24 protein-coding genes are annotated in these 22,823 nt (G+C 60.7%); 10 read left to right on the forward strand and 14 right to left on the reverse strand.

Annotated features, from left to right (window positions below):
* The first annotated feature begins 314 nt into the window (after positions 1-314).
* The gene (locus WBN73_RS07215; RefSeq protein ID WP_207594860.1) at positions 315-578 is read left to right on the forward strand and encodes a hypothetical protein; all 264 of its coding nucleotides are present in this window, start codon (positions 315-317) and stop codon (positions 576-578) included.
* A 1,372-nt stretch (positions 579-1,950) separates the two neighbouring features.
* On the opposite strand, the gene WBN73_RS07220 is transcribed toward WBN73_RS07215, so the two are convergent.
* From WBN73_RS07220 to WBN73_RS07230, 3 genes are all read right to left on the reverse strand, one after another.
* A complete protein-coding gene (locus WBN73_RS07220; protein ID WP_207594862.1) occupies positions 1,951-2,256 on the reverse strand; it encodes a hypothetical protein in 306 nt (101 codons plus the stop codon).
* Positions 2,257-2,347: 91 nt separating this feature from the next.
* Positions 2,348-2,905 carry an RNA 2'-phosphotransferase gene (locus tag WBN73_RS07225; protein WP_207594864.1) on the reverse strand — a complete coding sequence of 186 codons (558 nt, stop codon included), beginning with the start codon at positions 2,903-2,905 and terminating at the stop codon, positions 2,348-2,350.
* Positions 2,906-2,952: 47 nt separating this feature from the next.
* Positions 2,953-3,309 (reverse strand): hypothetical protein, encoded by a 357-nt coding sequence (locus tag WBN73_RS07230; RefSeq protein ID WP_207594866.1) that lies wholly within the window; start codon positions 3,307-3,309, stop codon positions 2,953-2,955.
* A gap of 229 nt (positions 3,310-3,538) precedes the next feature.
* On the opposite strand from WBN73_RS07230, the gene WBN73_RS07235 reads away from it, so the two are divergent.
* Positions 3,539-4,198, forward strand: coding sequence for a uridine kinase (locus WBN73_RS07235; protein WP_207594868.1), 660 nt, complete (start codon positions 3,539-3,541; stop codon positions 4,196-4,198).
* Positions 4,199-4,248: 50 nt separating this feature from the next.
* Here the strand turns inward: WBN73_RS07235 and WBN73_RS07240 are convergent, their stop codons facing one another.
* Complete coding sequence (locus tag WBN73_RS07240; protein ID WP_337339975.1) at positions 4,249-5,364, reverse strand: hypothetical protein; 1,116 nt, start codon at positions 5,362-5,364, stop codon at positions 4,249-4,251.
* Positions 5,365-5,474: 110 nt separating this feature from the next.
* Here WBN73_RS07240 and WBN73_RS07245 point away from each other — a divergent pair, with 110 nt between their 5' ends.
* Positions 5,475-6,155 (forward strand): ASCH domain-containing protein, encoded by a 681-nt coding sequence (locus WBN73_RS07245; protein ID WP_207594874.1) that lies wholly within the window; start codon positions 5,475-5,477, stop codon positions 6,153-6,155.
* Between the two features lie 1,166 nt (positions 6,156-7,321).
* Here the strand turns inward: WBN73_RS07245 and WBN73_RS07250 are convergent.
* Together WBN73_RS07250 and WBN73_RS07255 are read right to left on the reverse strand one after the other, a co-directional pair.
* The gene (locus tag WBN73_RS07250) at positions 7,322-8,110 is read right to left on the reverse strand and encodes an MOSC domain-containing protein (protein WP_207594876.1); all 789 of its coding nucleotides are present in this window, start codon (positions 8,108-8,110) and stop codon (positions 7,322-7,324) included.
* A 714-nt stretch (positions 8,111-8,824) separates the two neighbouring features.
* Positions 8,825-9,214 carry a tautomerase family protein gene (locus tag WBN73_RS07255; RefSeq protein WP_207594878.1) on the reverse strand — a complete coding sequence of 130 codons (390 nt, stop codon included), beginning with the start codon at positions 9,212-9,214 and terminating at the stop codon, positions 8,825-8,827.
* A 668-nt stretch (positions 9,215-9,882) separates the two neighbouring features.
* On the opposite strand from WBN73_RS07255, the gene WBN73_RS07260 reads away from it, so the two are divergent.
* Together WBN73_RS07260 and WBN73_RS07265 are read left to right on the forward strand one after the other, a co-directional pair.
* Positions 9,883-10,266, forward strand: coding sequence for a DUF1304 family protein (locus WBN73_RS07260; protein WP_337339974.1), 384 nt, complete (start codon positions 9,883-9,885; stop codon positions 10,264-10,266).
* A gap of 211 nt (positions 10,267-10,477) precedes the next feature.
* Entirely contained in the window at positions 10,478-11,311 is an 834-nt protein-coding gene (locus WBN73_RS07265; RefSeq protein WP_337339973.1) for a GNAT family N-acetyltransferase, read from the forward strand.
* A 165-nt stretch (positions 11,312-11,476) separates the two neighbouring features.
* On the opposite strand, the gene WBN73_RS07270 is transcribed toward WBN73_RS07265, so the two are convergent.
* The gene (locus WBN73_RS07270) at positions 11,477-12,211 is read right to left on the reverse strand and encodes an NUDIX hydrolase (RefSeq protein WP_337339972.1); all 735 of its coding nucleotides are present in this window, start codon (positions 12,209-12,211) and stop codon (positions 11,477-11,479) included.
* Between the two features lie 104 nt (positions 12,212-12,315).
* Here WBN73_RS07270 and WBN73_RS07275 point away from each other — a divergent pair, with 104 nt between their 5' ends.
* The 3 genes from WBN73_RS07275 to WBN73_RS07285 all read left to right on the forward strand — a co-directional run bounded on the left by WBN73_RS07275 (position 12,316) and on the right by WBN73_RS07285 (position 15,283).
* On the forward strand, positions 12,316-13,332 hold the full coding sequence (locus tag WBN73_RS07275; RefSeq protein ID WP_337339971.1) for an SPFH domain-containing protein: 1,017 nt from the start codon (positions 12,316-12,318) through the stop codon (positions 13,330-13,332).
* Between the two features lie 8 nt (positions 13,333-13,340).
* On the forward strand, positions 13,341-14,243 hold the full coding sequence (locus WBN73_RS07280) for a hypothetical protein (protein ID WP_337339970.1): 903 nt from the start codon (positions 13,341-13,343) through the stop codon (positions 14,241-14,243).
* A gap of 92 nt (positions 14,244-14,335) precedes the next feature.
* Positions 14,336-15,283, forward strand: coding sequence for a hypothetical protein (locus tag WBN73_RS07285; protein ID WP_337339969.1), 948 nt, complete (start codon positions 14,336-14,338; stop codon positions 15,281-15,283).
* Here WBN73_RS07285 and WBN73_RS07290 read toward each other — a convergent pair.
* Positions 15,280-15,783, reverse strand: a complete 504-nt coding sequence (locus tag WBN73_RS07290; RefSeq protein WP_337339968.1) for a GNAT family N-acetyltransferase — start codon at positions 15,781-15,783, stop codon at positions 15,280-15,282. The two genes, WBN73_RS07285 and WBN73_RS07290, sit on opposite strands and share 4 nt — an antisense overlap.
* A gap of 17 nt (positions 15,784-15,800) precedes the next feature.
* Positions 15,801-16,190 carry a hypothetical protein gene (locus tag WBN73_RS07295; RefSeq protein WP_337339967.1) on the reverse strand — a complete coding sequence of 130 codons (390 nt, stop codon included), beginning with the start codon at positions 16,188-16,190 and terminating at the stop codon, positions 15,801-15,803.
* Positions 16,191-16,346: 156 nt separating this feature from the next.
* Here WBN73_RS07295 and WBN73_RS07300 point away from each other — a divergent pair, with 156 nt between their 5' ends.
* Positions 16,347-16,745 carry a hypothetical protein gene (locus tag WBN73_RS07300; RefSeq protein ID WP_337339966.1) on the forward strand — a complete coding sequence of 133 codons (399 nt, stop codon included), beginning with the start codon at positions 16,347-16,349 and terminating at the stop codon, positions 16,743-16,745.
* A gap of 128 nt (positions 16,746-16,873) precedes the next feature.
* Positions 16,874-18,709 (forward strand): gamma-glutamyltransferase, encoded by a 1,836-nt coding sequence (gene ggt / locus WBN73_RS07305; RefSeq protein ID WP_337339965.1) that lies wholly within the window; start codon positions 16,874-16,876, stop codon positions 18,707-18,709.
* 105 nt (positions 18,710-18,814) lie between these two features.
* On the opposite strand, the gene WBN73_RS07310 is transcribed toward ggt, so the two are convergent.
* The 5 genes from WBN73_RS07310 to mpaP are packed head-to-tail and all read right to left on the reverse strand — an operon-like array spanning position 18,815 to position 22,821.
* Positions 18,815-19,000 (reverse strand): hypothetical protein, encoded by a 186-nt coding sequence (locus WBN73_RS07310; protein ID WP_337339964.1) that lies wholly within the window; start codon positions 18,998-19,000, stop codon positions 18,815-18,817.
* Between the two features lie 30 nt (positions 19,001-19,030).
* The gene (locus tag WBN73_RS07315) at positions 19,031-19,708 is read right to left on the reverse strand and encodes a hypothetical protein (protein ID WP_337339963.1); all 678 of its coding nucleotides are present in this window, start codon (positions 19,706-19,708) and stop codon (positions 19,031-19,033) included.
* Position 19,709: 1 nt separating this feature from the next.
* The gene (locus WBN73_RS07320; protein ID WP_337339962.1) at positions 19,710-20,459 is read right to left on the reverse strand and encodes a hypothetical protein; all 750 of its coding nucleotides are present in this window, start codon (positions 20,457-20,459) and stop codon (positions 19,710-19,712) included.
* Positions 20,459-21,166 (reverse strand): ABC transporter ATP-binding protein, encoded by a 708-nt coding sequence (locus WBN73_RS07325; protein WP_337339961.1) that lies wholly within the window; start codon positions 21,164-21,166, stop codon positions 20,459-20,461. The genes WBN73_RS07320 and WBN73_RS07325 overlap by 1 nt, the downstream gene beginning before the upstream one ends.
* Positions 21,163-22,821, reverse strand: a complete 1,659-nt coding sequence (mpaP, locus tag WBN73_RS07330) for a daptide biosynthesis intramembrane metalloprotease (protein ID WP_337455527.1) — start codon at positions 22,819-22,821, stop codon at positions 21,163-21,165. The genes WBN73_RS07325 and mpaP overlap by 4 nt, the downstream gene beginning before the upstream one ends.
* Between the last annotated feature and the right edge of the window lie 2 nt (positions 22,822-22,823).

The raw sequence follows: 22,823 nt of genomic DNA on the forward strand, positions 1-22,823 counted from the left end.
TTGCACCCCAGATGCTGGTCAAGGCTACGGCGCCGGAGACGGAGCTGGCTGCAAGGTGTCGGCCAATTTGAACGAGGTAGTGGAGCGTGAGTTGCGTGACGCTTTCCAAGAAAGCAAACGCCGCCGCCACGTTCTAGTTCGCGAACATTAGAAGTAATCGTGCGGGCGGCCAGTTTCATAGTCCGGCCGCGGGTAACTGCGTAGCAGATGCTTGTGCTCGACTGCCCGTTTCGGGATCCTTTGCCGGGCAGGATCGTCTGGCTGGCAGCAGAGGTAGGGTCATCTGCATGATGTCGAGAGGAGGTTGATTCGAGATGGATACGATTCATCGCAGTATGAGCCAACAGCGCAATTGGCTGAAGATGCTGTTTTATGGCTCGATCGCCAGCGGAGTGTTGGCGCTACTAACGGCAGGATTGACCTTAATCCTGTTCCAGGAAATTGAGAGCAGAGGTGACGTTACCAACGCGCAGGATTTCGGCTGGCGCGCAGTCGCGCTTGCCGTGTTGTCCGTCGTGCTCTTCACTGTCTACCTCATCCGTCGCAATGCGCAGCGTCGGAGATTCCCACAAACGTAGAAGTGTCCCTCAACCCCGTTAAGTCCTTACAGTCCGCTGAAGGATCCCTAATCGGCGCCGGCCGGATCCCTCAGAGCCATGCGGGGGCATCAGGATGGTGCTTCAGTTTTGCTCGTGGGTACGAGGATGTTGCCTTGGATCTTTGCCCATCCAGAGGACTCCAGCTCGGTAGTGTTATACCCATCTGCTACGAGGATCGCCGTTACTTGATCCGGTCCAGACGTCCTAAGCAATTCGCCTTCTGTGGCGTCGCTGCAACCGGAATTCCACAGCGTCGGATCTGCAGGAACGGCAATTAGACATGTGTTCTTACCGTCGGTGCTTCGCCCCAGAAAATACTTCTTACCGCCAGCCTCTGCAGCGAGCACAACTTTGTCCAACTCGATATCCGACAGAGTGACGGCAGGAGGAAGCTCGTTGGTTGATGCTGCCGTACTCTCTAGGATTTTCAGGCCGGGTGCGTAGGAACATCCGGTCAGAAGGATTCCGGCAGTGAAGAGGATTGCTAGAAATGAGAAAGTTCCGGTCTTGATGGCGCTGCCCCCTCAGGCTGTCGTATGCCGACATCATAGCCTCGCGAATGTCCTTCCTCTGGGTCAACCGACGCTTGGGTCACTGAACCAAGTCTTCCGAAGCGTCACGGCTCCCAAGGAACGGAGAAGCCAGAGACTGTAGACTGCCCGGTGAAGGATAGGCATACGGGCAGCTCGGACAGCCGCGCCAGCGCGATCTTTAGCCCTGTAGTCCGGGGTTAGACTGGGCCTGGTATGGACGGATTGGGGGATCCAAGACGGCGCACAGCGCTGTTCGGCTGGTCGGTCGCAGCCCGCGAAACTATAGGAACGACAGTGACCTTCTTTCAGGACTTTTCGATTCCGGAACCGCCTCCTCGTCCACGGATGCCCCGGTTCACGCCACCTCCTTGGACGGCCCCGCCCCGCCACGAACTGCCCGTTATCGTCCCTGTAGGACGGTTCGTCCACAAGTCCCAGGCCTTTGTGATGGCCATTGACGCCGTAAGGGTCCACTCCGCGGGGTGCGTCATTGACCTGCTGCCATGTCCTCTCAAAAGCTGGAGGAAACTGACCACGCTGCCCAGCCGCCACCCGGTGCCGGCTCGCCTGTGAGGGATCCCTCACCGGGCACCGCGCCTTTGGGGGCTCCGTGCGCTAGGGAGTCAGCGCAGGTTGCCGTATGGAGGCAGTGTCTCGGAGGGGCAGCCAGTACGGACGCTTGAGATGTTCGAAGAGCCACCGGCTTACAGGCGTGCTGCCCGCCACTGGAGGCTAAAGGCGACCGGATCGTGCGATTCACAGTGGAACAGCCCGGAGCCAAGACGTTGGAGTAGCGCGCCTTATGCACGTAAAGGCCGCTAGGGCTCTACCCGTCGGAGTTGGACCGCGTAATGCGTTTGGACGTCTGCGGCCAGATCCGGGCCAGCGTGACCGGGCAAATTGCGGTGCCACCAGAATGCAGGCTCTGGTAAGACGGATGGCCCGGCGTGCAGGAGCGAGGCGAAACGTTCGTCAATCTCGGCAACAGCTTCCGCGAAAATCCGCAGTTCAGGGTACGAACCGAGTTCCGGAGCAGAGATGACCCTGCCGATGACATCCCTGACTTCGAGTGCATTCTCGTACTCGTAGATGCTCCACTGGTAGCCTTCTTCGCACTCCACCACGAAAGAATTCCACGCGTCAATGTATCCAGCCGGTGACCAGCTTCTTCTGGCTCCTTTTTCGCCTGCGACATCACGAAAGCCTCGGATGAACTCACTCATCTTCAGGAAGGACCGAGATAAACCTGGCGGGAACGCTGTCTGCCAGCCATACTTTTTCGCCACCTTGGTAAAAGCTGACGTGCTCTCCGTGTGCGGCCGCGCTGTCAATGAGAAGGAGAACCGGGTCAGTGTCCTTTCGTTGTCCTACCTGCTTGGCCATTTCGACGTCCTCGGATAGGTGGACGTACTGGCGTCGCATGGGTTGCAAGCCCTCTGACTGAATAGCTCCGAGGCTTTCCCTGGACGTCCCATGAAACAGTTTTTGAGGTGGACTTTCTTGTGGCTTCACTATTCGGGCAGGGACACTGTGACCGTAGAAAGCTCGAATGCGGTCACCACGGAGTTCATGACGCCGTTTAGGCGAGGACAGGAGCATACCCTCGAGATCGGTGAATTCAAGGTTCACCCAATCGGGGGACTCTCGCCTGAGCGCCTGAAGAAGGTCCTCCACAGACGTCCACCCTTCCTCGTCCAGCTCCAGTTCGTAAAGCCACGGCTCGTGGCGCAAAGCATGCGATACAGCCCGGCTGAGCTTCGGGTAGTCGGTCATATGCCTCGTGCTTTCTGCAGTTACTTCCTAAGCGATTGGGCGGGCGGTCAGCGAAATTCAAGCATGTCGTCGATGGCTGAATGAAGCCATGCTGCGAAATCAGGAAATCCTCGGTTCCCGCGTGATTCCCATCCTGGGTCGGCGAAGTCATGCACGATCGAGATCTTGCCCGTTGAGAGATCCCAGCACGCCACGTCATCGTTGTCCTCTCGCCGGGCGAGCGGCACGACTCTGCGGTCTGGATAACGGCCCTTCAGCCCCTGGTAGTGCGTCCGCAACCGCTCACCAGTCAGAACGAACCACGGCTCAAGATAAATAATTTCCATGGCCACAAACCGGATGAAGTCCGATGGATACTCGAAACCGACGGGCAACTCCTCGGCGGTCAGAAGTGTCTCGCTCATCAGTTTTCTTTCCATCCTGTCACCGCTGAACCCTTGCTGTCTGCATGGAACACTTTGCTTCCGATACGCAATCTAACGGCCCCGACAGCGTTGGGGCAAAGCGAGAAATCCCAGGGTCCCACGTTCACATAGAGTGCCCGGTGAAGGATCCCTTACCGGGCGCTTTGAACCGTCCGGAGAGCCACCGGCATACGGGCGCTGCGCAGGGTACTTCTGTGAAGATGACGATATGAAGAAGTTCATGCGATCGCTGGCAAGCAATATTCTCGACGTCACCGGGCCAGGGCGCCGGCTCGTCGCAATCGACGGTGTAGACGGCAGCGGCAAGACATCCTTCGCCGCAAACCTGGTATCCGAGATCCGGAATCGCTTTGTGACCGTCATTCACGCCGACGACTTTCTAAACCCCTCGGCCGTCCGGCATGCCAAGGGCCGTGCCTCACCGGAAGGGTTCTGGAAGGACACGTACAACTACGCTGCCCTGCAAGACCAGTTACTCAGACCGCTCGGCCCAAAAGGGACCGGCTGGTACTCACCGGCCTCCTACAATGCGGTGACTGACCAAACCGCGCAAGTGGATGTCATGCTCGCCCCATCAGATGCACTCGTCTTTGTGGAAGGCATGTTCCTGCACCGCGATGAACTGGCCTCCTATTGGGATGCTTCCGTATTCCTGGACGTTCCTTTCACCGAAACCGCGGCACGAATGGCAGTTCGGAACGGCAGCAACCCGGACCCCGAGCACCCAACGATGCGCCGATACGTAGGAGGACAGCGCCTCTACTTCGCCGCGGCACGGCCATGGGAACGCGCCACGTTCGTGGTGGATAACTCGGATTTCACGTCACCTAGAGTCATCAGCCCCGACCTGGTTTCAAGTGCACGGTGATCGACCGGCTTACGGACTGTCCGTAACCGGCCTGAACTGAGTTGGTCGGGCTATTGGTTACCTGGATCGGGCGCGACGATCTCCACCTGAATATTTTCAAAGCTGGCCCCGGCTGCCACGTGAAATCTGTATTCATCCTTGTAGTCGATGTCGCAACGACCACCGGGATGGTGTCTTACTTCTTGGATTTCCGACGTGAGAGAAAGCATCGGGTATTCCAAAGGGCCGGCCGCCAGATCTGCTTCGCTCGCGACCAGCTCGGCCTGCACACGTCTTCCGGTTCTAATGCATGGCAGTGGCGAGGGTTGCGAGGACCCATTTCGGTCACCCAACGGATCATCGATTTCCAGGGCGTTCAGGATCGCTCGGCGTATGGAAGCCCAGAGCTCTCCGAGGCGCGAAGATGAGAGTGCTCTGATCTTCGAGATCTCGAGGTACCCGTGTTCGAAACCATCGCTGGCCTGCCTCGCCTGCGAATATAGGTCATGGTTTCCTTCAAGCACACATCGCTCTCGCACTGATGAGTCCAGTTTCTGGATGACTATGCCCCAGGCCTGAAGGAGCGCGTCTCTTCCTCCCGCTCGGACGATTTCACGCTCACGGAAGATCGGGGTGAGGGTTTCCGCCACGATCCACAAATGAGCCAGTGCCATGATTTCGTGCCCCGGGACAGCATGACGCAATGCGATCTCGTACTGCGCCAACGCCCGCGACATCCGCTCGGCGTCCGGATGCGATGAGACCGCCCCTAGGACCGAAACGAACGCCTCAGTGCCCAACACCCTCGAAGAGCGTGGAGGCCCCGGCAGAGGGAGCAAGTTCTGCATGAAAGGTCTCCGGTCAGACTGTCGGGAGCAATCGAAGACGAGCTCGAGCTGGAGTTCATCGATGGCCGCGTTAGCGGCAAAGGATGCTATCGCCGCGCACGTCGATGCCCTGTCTGCCAACTTCTTAGCCCCTGAATCGAGGTCTCTACTGATCCCTCGGAGTCTGAAGATGAGATCGCTTGGGATGCCCTTCACGGAAGGCGTGTCCTCGTACTGGCTGTAGATCACCACTTCGATGTCGCCTTCGGGATCTGAAAGCTTGGTGACTATCGCGTTCTCGGGTTCAATCCGCACCGCGCTTGTTGCCCTTACTACTGCCATGAACTCTGCCGAAGTCATACGCCAGCCTATGCCGGCCGTGGGGCAAAGCCTCTGAAATCGGCTTTCAAAAGCGTCCGCTGAGGATCCATATATAGGACAAGGGGCAGCGCCTGTTAGCGTGGTCCGTTGTGGAACCACTTGAAACTGAGCGCCGTGTCATTGATGCTGCGGAAGCCTTGGCGCGAAGTCTCGGAGACAACGACAATCACACCGTTGCTGCAGCAGTGATGGATGTAGATGGACGTATTCACCAAGCAGTGAATGTCTACCACTTCAACGGCGGCCCGTGCGCCGAACTCGTTGCCCTGGGAGTCGCGGCCACTGCGGGAGCCGTGCAGCTTCTGACCATCGCCGCTGCTGGTGACCGAGGGCGTGGCCTGATCCCTCCATGCGGTCGATGCCGGCAAGTTCTACTCGATCATCATCCAGACATCCTCGTCGCTGTGCCCTCGGAATCGGGGCCCGTTGTTCGGCCTGTTCGGAAGCTTCTGCCCGACACTTACTTCTACGCGGACGCCCGGGGGCGCCGTATTTTCCGGTTTAATAAGCGGTATCACGACGCCGTACTGTCGGGCGAGAAGACCACAACTATTCGCTGGGATGAACCAGTAACGGCGGGACCGGCGACGTTTGTTTTCGAGGACCACTCCGAGTTTGCGCATGTGGACGGAGAGATCATCTCTGTCGAGCAGACAAGGTTGCAGGATCTCGGCGCTGAGCACGCACGCGGACTCAAAGCTCACTACCCATTGATGCCCGAAGACGCCGTGCTGTCGCGTGTCTCATTCCTCGTCCAGGCTGCCCGGTAAGGGATCAGATTCGACTGAGTACCTACGTCCGTTAAAGGATCCCATTCCGGGACGCACGGCGCGTCAATTAGCGTTGTGAAAGTGCCGCACATCCAACGCAGATGTTCATTGTTCGTCGTGGACAGATTGTTTGTACCGCCATCGGAGGACAAAAGAAACTGCAATGGCGGCTAAGCAGCCAGCTAGCAGAGCGGTCCAGAAGACATATGATTCGGCTGAGAGCGGCTGCACTAGCGAAGCCCCCAACGTTAGTACGCAGAGCACCCCGACAAGGAAGCCGCCACTCATCAGGACGACGACGGCCAACATCTGTAGCTGACGCAAGCGCTCGTTAGATGGGGTCATGGCAGTCCTTATGTTTCACAGACTCAATCTAGCAACGCTGTGAAAGCTCTGTCGCCCGCAGTGTCCATCACCAGTCGCAATGTCCGGTGAGGGATCCTTCACCGGACGCCGCCCCTAACGTGGCTAGGAGCAGGTGCCCCCATACATGGGCACAGAAACTGTGGAGAATTTCCCGGTTGCAGTCTGGGTCACTCTGATAACCACACAGGCTGGCCCTTGGACCAAGGTCATCCCCGGGAACTGCGTAGGCCGGTCCTGACATGCAATGACCGTATAAGAACTCGGTAGGTCGAGGTCTTCTTGTCGGAGCGCTTCGCCGGTTTCCCATTCTGTTGCGGAAGCAACAATGAGTGACGCGTCTGCTGGGGTATCGATGGTGATGGTCCGTTCCCCAGATCCCGCTGCCACAGTTATCGGGGTTTTCCAAGCTCCAAATTCCGTGCCTCCACCGCTCGTGTAGGAATATCCGTTCATCTCGTCTCGGATGGGCCAGGAATAGTTGGTAGGACTGCCCTCCCAGGCAAGCGAGGAAACGCCTTCGGCCGTCGGAGCTTCGGGTGCGGGTGGAGGACTACCTTCCCATGCATCTCCGCAGGTCAGCGTAGAGGAAAGGTGAAGCCGAGGGCTGGCGGTATCCGGGACCGGATCCGATTGTGTCGGGGTGCAACCAGTGGCTCCCACTAAAACAGCCAACACCGCTGGCGCGAGGTTCCGAATTGAGTGCATAGCTGGCCCCCGTTGAGCTATTGAACAGCTCTAAGCACAGCACAGAACACTTCAAACTGGTACCCCAGCACGATGAGGGATCCTTTGCCGGGCGCTCAGCAGCTCGTTCGCACTTTGTAGGTGCCTTGAGCCAGCGAAGTTGAGGCTGCCGGTACCTCCGGACGACGGAGGATGACTCTGTCACCAATGCGAACCTTTCCAGGACGACTGGTGTGTGCCTGCAATCCTAGATTCGTATTGTGGTGCGTGCCGAGCAGTTTGAGGATTTTCTGTTCGACGGCGACGCCTCGTTGCGACTGGTCGATCATTAGGCATCGGGGCATACCTTGGCCCAGACGCACACGTACCTGGTCACCAATGACCAATTCAGCACCAATCCAATTGTCTTCTTGGAAGACAGGTTCGGTTCCGGTGTCGATGATGATGTTGGCGCGGAACCGGCGCTCGTCCACCGGTTGTCCCGATAGTACGGCAATCGCTGCCAGAGATGACGTCGTCACCAGATGCAGTGGTGTCTCGTCGTGGTGCTTGATTGTTGTTTCTCGGCGCAATCTCAACTGCTGGCCCAACACCTCGGACAGCGCCTGCGGGGCCGCAGGGTCATCGGCGTGATATTGAATGCCCTCCGGGCTTACCAGTATTGGGATGTCGTGACCGTCTTCTATTCGGGAGGACCATTGCATGAGCCCAAGGACGGGACGAAAACGCCGGGTACGTTTTCCGCTGGCGATGCCTCCATCATCGGTGTACACGGCCCACTTACGATCGTGCTGCAGTCCACCCGCCGTCACTCTGGCTATGCGCAGCGCCTCACCGGCGGTCGACTTGATGGGATAGCGGTACAACGATCGGACCGTTCCAACTAAGGTTCCCTCGTGTGTCATTCTGGCATCATTCCACGCATGCGCTGGGGTGGTCCTACCCTACGTTCCTCGTGTGCAATTGGTTCCAATCGTCCAGGCAGCGACCCGAGTCCGGTTAGGGATCGGCTTGCGCACCGTTCCGCCGGCTATTCATAGAAGGACAGCCCATACGAGTAGCTCGTCATTCTCGGTCTCCTCCTTGGAAGGGGCGGAAAAGGGGACTTCTCGCAGCCTATCGAGCTGATGAATCCAGGAGTCTGGTCTGAGAGTATCCGGTCTATGACTAGGGCTGAATCATTGGTCGTACGGATTCTGCCTCCAAAGGGCAACCGGCTTTGCGAGGTGAGTGAACAACGCAGTTGGCCAGCCTGCTCGTCATACCAAGCGTAAAAAGTTCCACGATGTGGAGCCGCTTTGAATCGGTTCCGCAGTCCATTGACGACTTCATCGAGCGCGGCAGCAAGATCTCCGGCAGAAGAACGGGGCAAAGGAGCCACAGAGTACGCCCAAGTGTTTGCTCTCAACTCTTTCTCTGGGTGATCCGGCAACAGCAATATGTCTGGATCGTCAAGATAGGACGCGACCTGGGCGGCAAGTGTTTCAATCACGGCCGAATTCTATAAGGCATGTGTCTTGCGAGGCAGCCAAACCGGTTTGAGCTTGGCCCGGTGAGGGACGCTTGCCGAACAAAAAAGGGCACGGTGAGCCATCCGTTATCGTTCACGATGCTGCCGGTCAGACCTCTACTTTGTAGCCAAGAGCGAGGTCAGCGGCGTTCAATCCTCTGATGCCCCAGTTCACCTTGGGAGTCTCGGTAATCGTGATCTCAAGACTGTGCGGCGCGATCCCGGCTTCCGCCTCGATGCGATGGAAAAGCTCTGCGATCAACGCACGTTTGGCATCATCAGAGCGCCCCTGAAACATGGAGATCTCAATAATTGTGTAGTCGGCACCGCGATCCTCAGGATGAACGAAGTCCTCATCGTCCAGCAGGATAAAGCGCTGAAAGCACTTGTCTGCCGGATACTCCAAAGCGGCCATGACAGCACCGTGAATAGCAGTCTTCAACGTCGCCCGCCGAGGGCCAAGTGTCCCTCGATGCCCGTAAACGATAATTTGTGCCATGCGAGCACCATACCTGTCTGCGGGGAATGAAGCCGGCGGCCGAACGGGCACCAAAGCGTCCGGTGAGGGATCCTCCACCGGGCATTGCACGTAGACTCCCAGCGCGCCAGCACCCGCTGTGGTCCCGATCCACTATCGGACGCTCAGAACCAATTCAGGACATCTTGCATTAGCCACATGACCAAGCCGAAGAGCAGGAAGATCGGCATGAGGTACAACACCCAGATGCCGTGAATTTTCCGCTTTGTCATGCGAGGCTCCTTCCGTTGACTGCGAGTTTACCCAGAGCCGCAGCCCGAACCTGCCTAGTATCGAGACAAGTCCTGCATATTGCGCAACGGAGCGAGGGGCATCAGCCAACTTTGGATATCCCTGTCGCGCAGCTCTTGGATTGAAAATTTCTCGGCTGCCGATTGAGCGCCCGTAAGCCGATCGTGTGGCGGCCGCTGGTCAGCGATCCTTTGGCTTGGCGGACGTCGGCGCTGTGGTTGAGGAGCCGTAGGTCAGCGGAGACGGTTGCGTTCAAGGCGGGCTGTTGCGGCCGGGCTGGAGGCGGGCGGGCATGGGTAGTGGACTGCGTTTGCAAACCAGCCCTTGAAGGTCTTCGCGCCTGAAGCGTAACCTGCACGCAAGAAGCGGAGATTGCAAGATTGGCCTAGGAGCGCGGCATGAATGTGCTGAGCCAGATACTCGCCGGATCCACCAGCCTGGCGCTGATAAGCGTTGGCATCCTGGAGATCTTCTTCCATGGCGATCAACGGTTCCACCGGATCTTCCTGATTAGGCCGGAAGACGTGCGCGCCGTGCGGATGTGGGCGATGAATGTTGGCGCCTACAACATCACCTTCGGCTTGGGCATCGCAGTGGGCCTGTGGCTGGTGAACTTCTCAGGCAATCCCGCCAGCGGGTCGGCCATAGTTATCTTCTGCTGCTCGTGCCACGTCTTCCTTGGTTTCTGTCTGTGGGTCACAGAGAAGCGCCTTCTGGTCAGCGCCATCGGCCAGGCGCTCTTCCCGGCGCTGGCAATCGTCTTCTACGTTCTCTTTCACTAGGGGGTGGTGGTTGGCGAATGCTAGTAGCGGCGTTTTTGGTTGCTACGCGCCACAGCAGCGCCCGTAGGGGATCGGCCTGCGGACGTTCGACGAGCCGTCTGGGGGTCTGATCGGCAGACTACCGTGTCACACTTCGCTGGCTTTGGGCCCGGCCCGCCAGCAGGCTTCGGAGACGTTGAGTGGGGTCAACGCCCGGCACCCTTGAGGAAGCATGCTTGAATGGATCATCATGGAAGCCGCGAATTTTCCGCTTGGCTCTGAATCCGATCTGCAGCACGCGATGGAACAGAATCTAGCTGAGCATGCCAGTCACTTGCACCGTAACCGCCTCGGTGCCTCCGTCGCGAAAACAGCCGATCTCCTGATCGCCGATAGCGGCCTGGCCGACGACACCTTCAACATCGTCGCCGCAGCCCAATTTGCTCAGGACACAGCGCAAACCCGCACCGCGGAGACGGTCCGAACCCTGGCATCCACCGGCCGCCCGTTCTCCTGGTGGGTAGGCCCGGCCTCGACTCCTGGCAATCTTGCCGAATACCTTGAGAACGCCGGCCTCGAGGCGTCAGAGACAGAGACAGGCATGTGGAAGGGCCTGCACGGCGATCTCCCTGAGACGCGAGTAGAAGACCTGACAATCCGTCAGGTGACCACCCAGGAACAGCTCGCCGATTACGCCGCGATCCTCGCTGCAAACTGGAGCCCGCCAGCAGCCACGGTCCAGCAATTCTTTGCCGAGGCCGCAGACTCTGCCCTCGCCACCGATTGTCCCGCTCGCTACCTGGTCGGATACATAAACGGTCGCCCCGTCTGTTCGGCCGAAGTGTTCTTGCATTCGAGCGTCGCCGGGATTTACAACATTGCCACGCTCGCCTCCGACCGCCGGCGGGGTTACGGCAGCGCAATCACCGTGGCCGCACTCGACACCGCGCGCGAAGCCGGATACGAAACCGCAGTATTGCAGGCCTCCGAGGACGGAGAACCCGTGTACCGCCGTCTCGGGTTTAAACCCTGTGGCCACTTCACGGAATACGCCATCAGTCCCTAACTCCGCCTTGCCACCTCACGTCCCCTCATCGGCACAAGAAACCCCTGTCCGTCACAGAGCCGATGTGATTGTCCGTGGAAGTGTGCGTGAAGGTTCATTCTCGCTGGCTCTTCAACGTCCTGAACTCTGGGCGAATCGGGACTGCCCAGTTCAGTGTCACCCGCTTTACTCCCTCGGCCGCATCAGCGGCGGGTTCAGCACCGCGCGGGTGGGTTGGCCCGCCGTCGGACGCGCAGCGGGGGCGAGCCTAAACAGCGCAGCCGGCCGACCGGCGTCGCCCGCTGTCATTCGCCCGGTGTCCTCAAGGAAGCCGGGTGTTCCGGTCGCTTTTCGGTGGAAGTTCCGCGGGTCCAAGCGGGTCCCCCACACGGCCTCGTACACGGCGCGAAGCTGGGCGATGGTGAACTCGTCGCCACAGAAGGCAGCACCCAGCGGCGAGTATTCCAGCTTCGACTTGGCCCGCTCCAAAGCGTCGTCGAGGATGCGCGCATGGTCGAAGGCCAGCTCGAGCCTCCCATCAAGGACCTCCCGCACCGGATACCAGGCCGCCTGTTCAGCGTCGCTGCCCGCTGACAGCACAGGAAAGTCGGGCGCGAGCAGCAGGTGCGCGACGGTCAGGACGTCGCCGCGGGGGTCGCGCCCCTTCGGGCCGTAACTTCCCAACTGCTCAAGGTGACCGGGCAAATGTTCGACGCCGGTCTCCTCCGCCAGTTCCCGGCCCGCCGCCTCAAGCAGGTCCTCACCCGCAAGCACGAAGCCGCCCGGGAGCGCTAGTTTTCCTTGATAGGGCTCGATGAGCCGGGTAATGAGGAGGACATTCAGCTCACCGTTGCGAACAGTGAGAGCGACGACGTCCACCGTCACCGGAAAGCGCTCGGGGGCGAAATGGGATGCGGGCATGTATCAAGCATAGGAAGTTATCGTCATGTTGACAATAAAGCTGAGTACGCCCTAGTGTGTAGTTATCGTCAACTTGACGAGAAAATAGCGAAAGCGAGAACCTCATGGCCACCATCAAGCGCTACCCCTGGCTCAGCCACTTCCTCGGCAGCCCCACCGGCTACGTCGTCCACCTGCAAAAGGGCGCCGTCAAACACCAAGGAGTGGGCCAGGCCTTCTTCTTCCGCCCCGCGAACTCTGTGTTGAGCGAGGTTCCCGTGGACGACCAGGAACTGCCCACCCTTTTCCACGCCATCACCCGCGACCACCAGGACGTCAGTGTTCAGGCCAACGTGACCTACCGCTTCATCGACCCCGTGGCAGTCTCCACCCGGCTCGACTTCGGACTGCAAACCGCGGGCAAGGCGCCGGCTACCGGACGTGAGCAGGTCTCGACGATCATCGGCCAGCTGTGCCAAAGCCACGCGATCGACCAGATCGCCACCACCACCCTCGCCGAGGCGCTCGAACGCGGCGTCAGCCAACTCCGACTGGTCCTCACGGAGGCCCTGCGGGCAGATGCCAGACTGCAATCCACGGGCATCGAAATCCTCGGCGTTCAGGTGCTGGCCGTCCGGCCCGAAGCCGACGTCGAACGCGCCCTGCAGACTCCGGTCCGGGAGCAACTTCAAGCCGAAGCGGACCGCGCTGTTTACGAGAGGCGGGCAGTCGCCGTCGAACGCGAACGCACCATCTCCGAGAACGAGATGGCCAGCCAGATCGAACTCGCCGTACGCCGCGAGAACCTGGTGGCCCAAGAAGGCACGAACGCCCGCCGCGCCGCAGAAGAGAAGGCCGCCGCTGGATTGATTGAGGCGCAGGGTTCTGCTGAACGGCAAGGAATTGGCGCAGCAGCCGAGGCAAACCAAATCCGCCTGGTGGGCGAAGCAGCCGCCGCCCGCGAAGCCGCCACTATGGAGGTTTACCGCAATATGGAACAGGCCACGCTTTTGGCACTGGCCCTGAAGGACGCTGCCGGAAGCCTGCCGAACATCGGGAACCTGACCATCACTCCGGACCTGCTCAGTGGAGCACTTGCCGGGCTGTTCAAGGAACCAGCCACAACTGAGCTCACCAAGTAAGGATCGTCATGGCCACCCCGCGCATCGTCATCGTCCACCGGCGGACCGAACTCCAGGAACTCCTGGACCGACACGCCACCCGCGGCCAGGCCGAGTTCTTCCTCAGCACCCGCGGCCGCAGCATCCAGGACGTGCAGGAGCGTCACGATCACCTCACCGCAGCCTTGGCCACAGTCCGTTCTGCCGTGCCTTCCGACTGGCGGCAGGCCGAAGTGGAACGCGCAGACCTCAGCCGCTTCTTGCTCACGGCGGAAGACATCATCGCCGTGGTGGGGCAGGACGGCCTGGTGGCAAATGTTGCCAAGTACCTGAACGGGCAGCCGGTCATCGGCATCGACCCGGAGCCCGGCGCCAACCCCGGAGTCCTGGTCCGTCACACACCGGCCGCGGCCGCTGCACTCCTGGCCACTGGCGACGTTGGGCGGCTGCACTGCCAGGACCTCACCACAGTGACGGCAACGCTCGACGACGGGCAGCAGCTTTCGGCGCTCAACGAAGTTTTCATCGGGCACGCCTCACACCAGTCGGCAAAGTACACCGTGACGGCGCCCAGTTTCACCCAGCCCGGCGGGCAAACCGAGCGGCAATCGTCGTCGGGCCTTATTGTTTCCACGGGCACCGGCGCCACCGGCTGGTGCGCGTCGATCGCCCTGGAACGCGGCGGACGCGCACTGCCGGCACCCACCGATCCGCGGCTCGCGTGGTTCGTCCGCGAAGCATGGCCCTCCCCCGTCACGGGCGCCTCACTGACCGAAGGCGTACTCGAAGCCGGCGAGGTGCTGCGGATTACCGTGGCATCCGATCAGCTGGTGGTGTTCGGCGACGGCATGGAAGATGACCGGCTGACGGCATCTTGGGGGCAGGAGATCACCGTTCAGTTGGGGAAGCGGCCGCTGCGGCTGGTTGTTTGAACCTTCGGATTTAGTCCACTCGGTGTAGTATTGGCGGTTGGCCCTCCGCCTATAGGCTCGGGCACTCCAGTCAGACTCAAACGAGGAGCCTCGTGAGCCACCCCGAGCAAACTGCACAGCACTCTGTCCCGTCCGGGACGCCATCGAACACGGCCGCCCGGGACGCTCTGTGGGGGTTGTTGATCGGACTCCTCGGCGGCATTCTTGGCCTGGCCCCTTGGTGGATCACCGGAGCCACGCTGCCTCTTCAGAACCTGTGGGCTACGCAGGTGATGCCAGATCTGATGCCGATGGCCCTGCTGCCTCTGAGTCAATATGAGGCGACCACCATCCTGGCCCTCCTCACGGTTGGTGGGGCTGTTGCCGGGCTGGCAGTTCGCATCTGGTCACCCGCCCGCCGTCGACTCGTCACGTGGTGCGCCCTATCCGGAGTCCTCGTGGTTCACGTCGCCGTCACCATCCAGTCATTCGTGGTACTCAGGGAAGGGCTCTTGCCCGGAAGCCTGCCCGGGCTCTACTTCGGAGGTCTTTTGGCCGGAGTCATCGGTTGCGTACTGGCAGCGCTGGTCGCGTTGTTACTTATCGCTTCGTCTTCCACCGTAAGGGCCACCATCGGGTTCGGGCTTATGGCCATCCCGGTCACGTCGTGGGCCGTGGTGTGGGTGGTGAGCACGCTGGGCTTCCTCAGCGTTCCCACCGCCGTACCTACTGTTGCCCGATGGGTTCCTGCCGTCCTGGTGGGTTGCGCGCTGGCGTGGTGCGGCCTCCGGCCCGCCCGTCGAGCCGTTGCCTGGGTGCTCAACATCCTCTTCCTGTGGCTGCTCCCGGCGCTTTTCACCGCCGTCCAATCCGTCCTGGGCACACGTGTACTGGCAGGAGACATCCCGGCGATGCTCTCGATGGGACGTGATGTATTCGGGCGGGGCCTAGGTCCCGACGGAGCCGCGCTGCCCACGACTCTGCTGGCCTTGGTCATAGGCCTGACGGGTGTTGGCGCCCGGTTCGTTATTGCTCGTCGGAACTCCTTGGCATCGGGCTAGTTTGTCTGAAAGGTGCGGACCATCCGGATGTCCCTTACGCCGTCTTCGACCTTCACCGCTCCGTCGGCAATGAATCCGTTCTTCTGGTAGAAGGCTTGGGCTCGCGGATTAGGGTCGGCCACCCACAGCACAGCAGGTGCGGAAGGGCTGATCACTGCGTCGAGAAGCGCCGCTCCCACGCCCGAGCCGTGGGACGATGCATACGCGTAAAGGACGTACAACTCCTGCGGCTCCTCAGGAAGATCAGATGAGGGGCCTGACATGGCAATGCCGATCAATCTGTTGTCATGCAAAGCGACGGCGACGTTGTTCTGTTCATAGCGGGGATCAGTCAGCGCTGCGGTCCAGAATTTCTCCCGCCACTCCAGGAGACCGGGATCGTCCAGTTCCGAGTCGCTCATCAAGCCCCGGTAGGTTTCGCGCCACGTATCCACATGCACTTTTGCAATGTCGAGCGCATCCGCAGGCTCGGCACGACGCACGTCAAAGTTGATTGCCATGGCTCTACGGTACCTACTCAGCGGTTCGGTACCACCACCACCTGAACGTCGTCTTCGTAGAGGACACGTCCCGGCGTTGATGAATGAAGTTCTTCCCATTGCACCCCGTGGCGATCCAACAACGCCAGATAGCCGGGGACCCTGTCCAGTAAATGCACGGCACTCGTCTTGAACCACGCTTGGGCGTGGAGATTGATGGTGCGGTCATAAACTGTGGAATCCATGAGATTCGGGTCAGGGTAGGCGGCGTCGTACCAAGCATTCGCGGTCTGCCACCAACGATGGTCCTCTTCGCTTAGCTTTCCGTCCTTCGCCAGTCCGTTAGCCAGGCCAAAGATCCCGACGTGGATTCCGCGCGTATTCACTTTCGTTGATTGGTACCTGACGAATTCAAGGGCGGCGGCCATCAACCTACTTCCCTCATGACGTTTCCAGGACACTTACAACCCAGACTGAATACCGAGCCTACAAGTCCAGCGAGATTGGGTCTTGATATCCGGTGTACCGTTGCGTCGACTTAGTGGTTCCAGGTCGACGTAGTGGTTCCAGCCAGAGAGGCTGCTATGACAGCAAAGATTGTAGAGATCATCAGGCACGTTCTGCAGGATGTGAGGTCCAGCGGGCTTGAGGAACCACGCATCGAAGATCTTGCTTGGAACGACGACCCGCAGGCACTCTCGGCAATGATTTACAGCGTCCGCGACTCATCGGGACAAGGTGTGTCGGTCAGGCGTGACCTACCACGGGCCGAGCAGTTGGTATCAGTAGCGGACCAGGTCCAGGAATGGGTTATCGAAGAAAACGGCCCCACCAACAGCAATTGGCCCCAGTGTCCTTGGCATCCCAACAATCACCCCTTGGCCGCTCAACTGGTGGGCGCCCAGGGCGTTTGGGCCTGCCCCGTTCTCCGAACCCCCGCAGCCATCATCGGTGATCTCAGTGTAAAGGGAGCCGACGAATAGGTTCCCTCGAGCCTCGCCTTACCCCCAAACCCACCCGAATGACAACCGTTGTCCCCTTGCAGAGCCACGGGGTAGGGTGACCGGACCGTCCACCCACATCACCGTCTGGAACAACTCTGGGAGGAACCATGACACATGTGAGACGTCAACTGGCTGCTGTGACGGCAGCCTTGGCCCTAACGGCGACGAGCGGGGCGATGGCCAGTCCCGCCTTCGCCGATCCGCGCTCAACCGACAAGAACGCGACGGCCACCGGCTACGGAGGTGCCGTGAGCACCGTGGATCCCGAGGCATCCGCGGCCGCCATTGAAGTACTGAAGAGGGGCGGCAACGCAGCAGATGCCGCGGTTGCAGCTGCAGCCACCCTCGGCGTTACCGAGCCCTACAGCGCCGGCATTGGCGGCGGCGGCTACTTCGTGTTCTACGATGCGAAGACCAAACAAGTGGGCACCATCGACGGCCGTGAAACCGCTCCGGCCGGCATGCCCAACGACGCTTTCATTGACCCTGCCACCAAGCAGCCGTACAAGTTCACGCCGGATCTGGTCACCAGCGGCGTCTCCGTCGGCGTCCCCGGCACTCCTGCCACCTGGGAGCGCGCGCTGGAACGCTGGGGAACCCTGGACTTGGGCGAAGCCTTGCAGCCCGCCATCAAGGTGGCCAACCGCGGTTTTGTCGTGGATGAGACATTCCGCCAGCAGACCCTGGACAACAAGGTCCGATTTGACGCCTTCACGCCAACCCGGGACCTGTTCCTTCCCGGTGGTGACGCTCCCGCCGTCGGAAGTGTCTTCCAGAACCACGACCTCGCCGCGACCTACCGGCTGCTCGCCAAGGAGGGCACCGACGCCTTCTACGGAGGTCTGCTCGCAGAGGAGATCGCCAAGACCGTGCAGGCGCCGCCGAAGACCGCGGAAACCAAGCTTCCCGTCCCGGTGGGGTTCATGACCACCCAGGATCTTGCCAACTACAAGGCACTGGACCAGGACGCCACCAAAGTGGAGTACCGCGGCTATGACGTCTATGGCATGGCGCCCTCCAGCAGCGGCGGTACCACCGTGGGCGAGGCGCTGAACATCCTGGAAAACTACGACCTCAAGGGCATGAAACCGGCCGATGCCCTGCACCACTACTTCGAGGCCAGCTCCCTGGCCTTCGCGGACCGCGGCGCCTACGTGGGTGATCCGGCCTTCGTGAATGTCCCCACCGGTACTTTGCTGAACGATGTGTTCGCCAAGGAACGCTCCTGCGAAATCGATCCGACGGCGGCCGCTCCCAAGCCTGTCGCCCCCGGCAATATAGAAACGTACGACGGCGCGTGCCCGGCTGCCGTGGCGCCCCTCGCCAATGAAACGGATACGGAGAACATCTCCACGACGAACCTGACGGTCGCCGACAAGTGGGGCAACGTGGTGGAGTACACGCTGACGATCGAGCAGACCGGTGGTTCGGGAATTGTTGTTCCTGGCCGGGGTTTCCTCCTGAACAATGAGCTGACTGACTTCAGCACGGTCTACGATCCGAAGGATCCCAATCGGATTGAACCGAACAAGAGGCCGCGTTCCTCAATGTCGCCCACCATCATTTTGAAGGACCAGAAGCCGTTCCTGGCACTGGGATCCCCCGGTGGATCGACCATTATCACCACGGTGCTGCAGACCATCCTGAACCGCGTCGACCTGGGGATGACAGTCTCCGAGGCCCTTGCTGCGCCACGGGCTGCACCTCGAAATGGAGCGACTGTCAGTTCCGAGCCCGCCTTCATTGACGCCTATGGTCCTGCACTGGAGTCGTTGGGCCATGACCTGGTTCCGGCGGGTGATGCCTTTACGTCGGCGGCGGAGATCGGGGCAGCGACGGCCATCGAATTTGGCAAGGACGGACAGATGACCGCGGCTGCCGAGCCGACCAGGCGCGGTGGTGGTTCGGCGCTAGTGGTAAAACCGGTCAAACCGGGCAGATAACTCCTTTGTTTGAAGCCAGTTGGAAGGCCTCCAACCGTCGCCTGCAAGCCCGCCTCCGAGACGTCCCTCTTGGGTCGCCGACGAGGCGGGCTTCATCCGGCTCGGTCACGACGGGCGGTTGTTCCTGATCTCCCAGCTGTATCTCCACACCATGACTACCGATGCGGCCGACATGATGATTCCGGTGATAATGGACCACGGCGATTGCCCTGGGTTGGAGACGAAGATCGAGACAGCATAGGCGGCGAGCACCAAGGCCAGCAGCAGCCATAACAAGGGTTTGCGATTCATCGTTGTACTCCTTGGGAAGGGGTTGAACAGTCAGGCGAGGTCGCGCTTCAGGAAAACTCCGAAGGCTAGTGCTGTGACAACTACAAGCCAGCCCGCTGCTCCCATAAAAGAGCCCCAAGCCGGTATGTTGACAGCTGATTGGTGTGCCCAGTCGGCGGCGAGGACCGGGAAGAAAGTGGTATCCGGGCCCATCAGCATCTCCGGGAGCAGAAGGGAAAGGGGTACGGCGAACAGGCTCACCAGGTGGTTGCGGATGAGGGAACCTGCAGCGAACCCCCACACCGATCCCATGGCGGCAAGCCACGCGAAGGCCGGGACAACGGTCAAGCTCACGTGCCACGATTCATCCACCAGTTTCCCGGATAGGACAAAGGTCAGGCCAACTACTGCGCCGCTGATCAGCGCGCCCAATGATGTAGTGGCTGCCCGGCCCAGGAACGCCGGGATCCGCTGAAACAGCAGGACCCGGCGGCTGAAACAACCAATGCGGTAATCGGCGGTGAAAGCGAAGGAGCCCACCACCGCGGCCGCAGTGAGCGTGAGCGTCAGGCCTGCATCCACCAAAGACTCGTCGAAGCCCTCCATGGACGGACCGGGTCCAAGCGCTGCGGCAATCAAGGCCATGAAGCCCAGCACCAACGCGGCGCCAACACCCGAGCCCTTCCACAGCCAGGGACGGCGCAGGTCCGAGAGAAAAGCGGACACCACGTCAAAGCTCCTTCCGGCGAAGGGACCACACGGCGCCAAAGCCTGCGAACAGCAGCCATCCCAGGGATACGCAAAACGCCGCACTGGGTTCGAGCAGGCCCTCAAAGGGAACAGAAGCGAGCCCCGCCAAAGCGCCGGACGGAAGCCAGCGGGCCACGTCCGGGGCGTTCGCGAGCAGCGGCAGTTCGACGGCGAGTGGAATCACCAACGTGAGGATCGTCGTCGCGTAGTAGTGCTGAAAGATCCACCCAAGCGAGCATCCCCAGACAGCAGCGAGAGCCGAGGCCACCAGCACCCCCGGCAACAGTCCCAGCGATTCCGGGGCCACGAGCTGCGAGGCAACATCCGGTGGCAGCGAGAAGACTACGGTTCCGCCCCACACCACGATGCCTGTGACGACGGAGCCGAGTCCCACCATCACCGCGGCAACGTATTTGCTCACCAGCACATTCGTCATTCCGGCTGCCACCACAGAGCGGCGGAGCGTCCCGTAATAGGCTTCGCGGGTGACCAGATAGCTTCCTGCGAACGTGGCTACCGGCGCAATACTTGCGGCCACTGACCAGAAGATCCTGATGTTGTCCGAAACCGACAGACCACCCGAGCTGTCCGGCCATCCAAGGAAGTTGGCCACGAACCACGGCACCAGCGCACTGAACGCCACGATACCCAGGCTGGAATATCCGCTGACGTACCTGAGGAGCTCCGATCGGATCCCGCTTGTCACTGCCGCCACAGCGCCACCGGTCATTAGGCACCTGCCAGGATTTTGAAGTACGCAGCTTCAAGGCTGCCCCCGCCAAGAGCTTTGGCTTCCCCGAGGGTTCCGCTGAAAAGGACCTTCTGTTTAAGGATGACAACTTGGTCCGCCACTTGTTCCAATTCCATTAGTTGGTGGCTCGAAACCAGCGCACTGCCACCAGCGGCGGCGAATTCGCGCAAGAACCGTCGCAGCCATTGAATGCCTTCGGGGTCCAGTCCGTTGGCGGGCTCGTCGAGGACAAGTAACTGGGGATTACCAACCAACGCGGAGGCAATCCCCAGGCGTTGCTTCATGCCCAACGAGTAGTCCCGGACCTTTTTGTTGGCTTCGGCCGCCAGATCCACCTGCTCCAGTGCCCGCTCCACGTTGTCGCTGTCTGCTCCGGCGGCGAGCTGGCAGATCTGCAGGTGCCGACGCCCCGTCAGCCCGGGCTCAACGTCCATCCCGTCCAAGTTCACACCCACCCTGCCGGCGGGCCTGCGCAGGGATCGGTAGTCCACACCGAACACAGTTGCGCGGCCGGACGTCGCCTCCACCAGACCTGTGAGGCCGGCGAGCGCGGTACTTTTCCCTGCTCCGTTAGGGCCGATCAGTCCCACCACCTTCCCCGCGGGGACATCGAATGTCAGCCCCTCGACGGCGAAACGTCCGCCCCTCTTCTTGCTGAACTGCTCAAAACTGGCGTGAATTGTCATGGCTGCCCTTTCGTGGAGTCTGCAGTTGGTCCTGCTTGCCATGGCCACAGGGGCGAACTGGTGATGGATTCCCAGAGCCATTCCCCCAAGCTGGTCTCGTGGTGGCTGGCTACTTCGGCCCGCCCGGAGGACGAAAGGTTCGTTCCTGATTCCAAGCGGCCGGAGAAGGCAATTACCGGCAGGGGGTCGCCTGCGAGGGCTACGGGGACCAAGGTGTCCAGCGGTGCCATGGAGTTCGACGGCGGTTGGTCATCGATGGTTGCCCGCCCCAGGTTTTCGTGAAGGATCATTCCCTGCGATTGCAGCGTGACTGCGTCTCCGGGGGATAGTGCCTGGGACGGGCCTTGGACCGGCATTACGATTTTCAGCTGACCACCTTGGTAGGTGTAGCCAGCAATGGTTACCGCCCTGACAGGGATGATCGCCAGGAGCACGCCGATGGTCGCCAGCCCCAGCGTCACCACCACGAGCCGACGCCAACTCGGACTCCCCTTGGCGGCCGCAGCCTGGAAGAACCGGATTACACCCCTGAGTGCCAAGACAAGCAGCAGGCACAGGACCGCGAGGACCACCAAGTGGCCCACAAAGCCCAGCTGAAGGAAAATCGGCACCAAGCGTTGGTAACCGATCAGCATGAAGGCTATTCCGGCAACAAAACTGGCGAGCCCAAACCATGGAAGCAGGCCGCCGGGGCCCAGTGCGCGTCGGGATCCGAGGACCCGGAAGCTGACGACATCGGCCAAGGCATCCAAGGACTTTTTCCGGAGGTGTGGAATGTCCACCGCAGACATCAGTGCCACATAGCCGTCCAGCTTGATGAAGGGGAACAAGTTGAGCACGGCCACGGCGTAGCAAATGACGCCATACAGGACAGCGGCATCCTTCACCGATGACTCGGGAAGCAGCGCTTGGCCGGCCAGAACCATGCTTCCCAGAGCAACGTGGACCAGAGGCCCTGCCAAGGCAACCAGGACGCGTTGCTTTCTGGAGCTCAGCCGCCACCCATCCGTCACATCGCAGAAGAACGCAGGCGAAAGATAGAACAGCATGATCCCAAGGCGACGCGGTGTCCCGCCAAAGTACGTGAGTGCCATGCCGTGGCCCAGTTCGTGCAGAAGCGTGGACACGAACATCGCCGCCACGACGTACAGGTAGGCCTCCACCGGCAGTGGTGTAGCCAGGACCCGCCACATGCTGGGCCCCGCAATGAAAGCGCCCACCAATCCGCCGAGAAGAAGAAGCAGGGCAACCCCAGCCATGCCGGGCCGCGCCATGGCCGCCACCATGGGTCGGAAGAACTGCAGCAAGGGCGCGGGATTGAACAGGGTGAACTGCACTGTCAGTGGCGGCCTGAACTGGACCCGTCGTAGCGCAACGGGCACCGCACCGCCGTCGAATATTCCTGTGTGCGCCAACTGGCCGACGATCCCCGCGACATCCTGGGCTGTCCACGGAGATCCGAGAAGATGCGCCACTTGGGCCGCGTCCTTCTTCCCGTCCACAGCTTTGAGGACGTTCGCGACGTCGGCGGAGACTCTGGCTTTCGGCACACCGTTAATGGCCACGATCCAGGGCCCGGCAGCCGCAAGCGGGGCATCGATGGACCCCGACGGGGAAAGCTGCACGGGCCACTCGACCGCCCGGTCTGCGCGCACTT

The organism is Paenarthrobacter sp. CCNWLY172 (assembly GCF_037402035.1).
Classification (GTDB): domain Bacteria; phylum Actinomycetota; class Actinomycetes; order Actinomycetales; family Micrococcaceae; genus Arthrobacter.

Excerpts from the sequence above, each read along its gene's own strand:
- WBN73_RS07270 (WP_337339972.1), bottom strand. The coding sequence starts at position 12,211 with ATGCCCGCATCCCATTTCGCCCCCGAGCGCTTTCCGGTGACGGTGGAC.
- ggt (WP_337339965.1), top strand. The coding sequence starts at position 16,874 with ATGACACATGTGAGACGTCAACTGGCTGCTGTGACGGCAGCCTTGGCC.
- WBN73_RS07320 (WP_337339962.1), bottom strand. The coding sequence starts at position 20,459 with ATGACCGGTGGCGCTGTGGCGGCAGTGACAAGCGGGATCCGATCGGAG.
- WBN73_RS07225 (WP_207594864.1), bottom strand. The coding sequence starts at position 2,905 with ATGACCGACTACCCGAAGCTCAGCCGGGCTGTATCGCATGCTTTGCGC.
- WBN73_RS07250 (WP_207594876.1), bottom strand. The coding sequence starts at position 8,110 with ATGACACACGAGGGAACCTTAGTTGGAACGGTCCGATCGTTGTACCGC.
- WBN73_RS07235 (WP_207594868.1), top strand. The coding sequence starts at position 3,539 with ATGAAGAAGTTCATGCGATCGCTGGCAAGCAATATTCTCGACGTCACC.
- WBN73_RS07215 (WP_207594860.1), top strand. The coding sequence starts at position 315 with ATGGATACGATTCATCGCAGTATGAGCCAACAGCGCAATTGGCTGAAG.
- WBN73_RS07265 (WP_337339973.1), top strand. The coding sequence starts at position 10,478 with ATGCTTGAATGGATCATCATGGAAGCCGCGAATTTTCCGCTTGGCTCT.
- WBN73_RS07295 (WP_337339967.1), bottom strand. The coding sequence starts at position 16,190 with ATGGCCGCCGCCCTTGAATTCGTCAGGTACCAATCAACGAAAGTGAAT.
- WBN73_RS07290 (WP_337339968.1), bottom strand. The coding sequence starts at position 15,783 with ATGGCAATCAACTTTGACGTGCGTCGTGCCGAGCCTGCGGATGCGCTC.
- WBN73_RS07310 (WP_337339964.1), bottom strand. The coding sequence starts at position 19,000 with ATGAATCGCAAACCCTTGTTATGGCTGCTGCTGGCCTTGGTGCTCGCC.
- WBN73_RS07275 (WP_337339971.1), top strand. The coding sequence starts at position 12,316 with ATGGCCACCATCAAGCGCTACCCCTGGCTCAGCCACTTCCTCGGCAGC.
- WBN73_RS07240 (WP_337339975.1), bottom strand. The coding sequence starts at position 5,364 with ATGACTTCGGCAGAGTTCATGGCAGTAGTAAGGGCAACAAGCGCGGTG.
- WBN73_RS07325 (WP_337339961.1), bottom strand. The coding sequence starts at position 21,166 with ATGACAATTCACGCCAGTTTTGAGCAGTTCAGCAAGAAGAGGGGCGGA.
- WBN73_RS07255 (WP_207594878.1), bottom strand. The coding sequence starts at position 9,214 with ATGGCACAAATTATCGTTTACGGGCATCGAGGGACACTTGGCCCTCGG.
- WBN73_RS07280 (WP_337339970.1), top strand. The coding sequence starts at position 13,341 with ATGGCCACCCCGCGCATCGTCATCGTCCACCGGCGGACCGAACTCCAG.
- WBN73_RS07260 (WP_337339974.1), top strand. The coding sequence starts at position 9,883 with ATGAATGTGCTGAGCCAGATACTCGCCGGATCCACCAGCCTGGCGCTG.
- WBN73_RS07300 (WP_337339966.1), top strand. The coding sequence starts at position 16,347 with ATGACAGCAAAGATTGTAGAGATCATCAGGCACGTTCTGCAGGATGTG.
- WBN73_RS07230 (WP_207594866.1), bottom strand. The coding sequence starts at position 3,309 with ATGAGCGAGACACTTCTGACCGCCGAGGAGTTGCCCGTCGGTTTCGAG.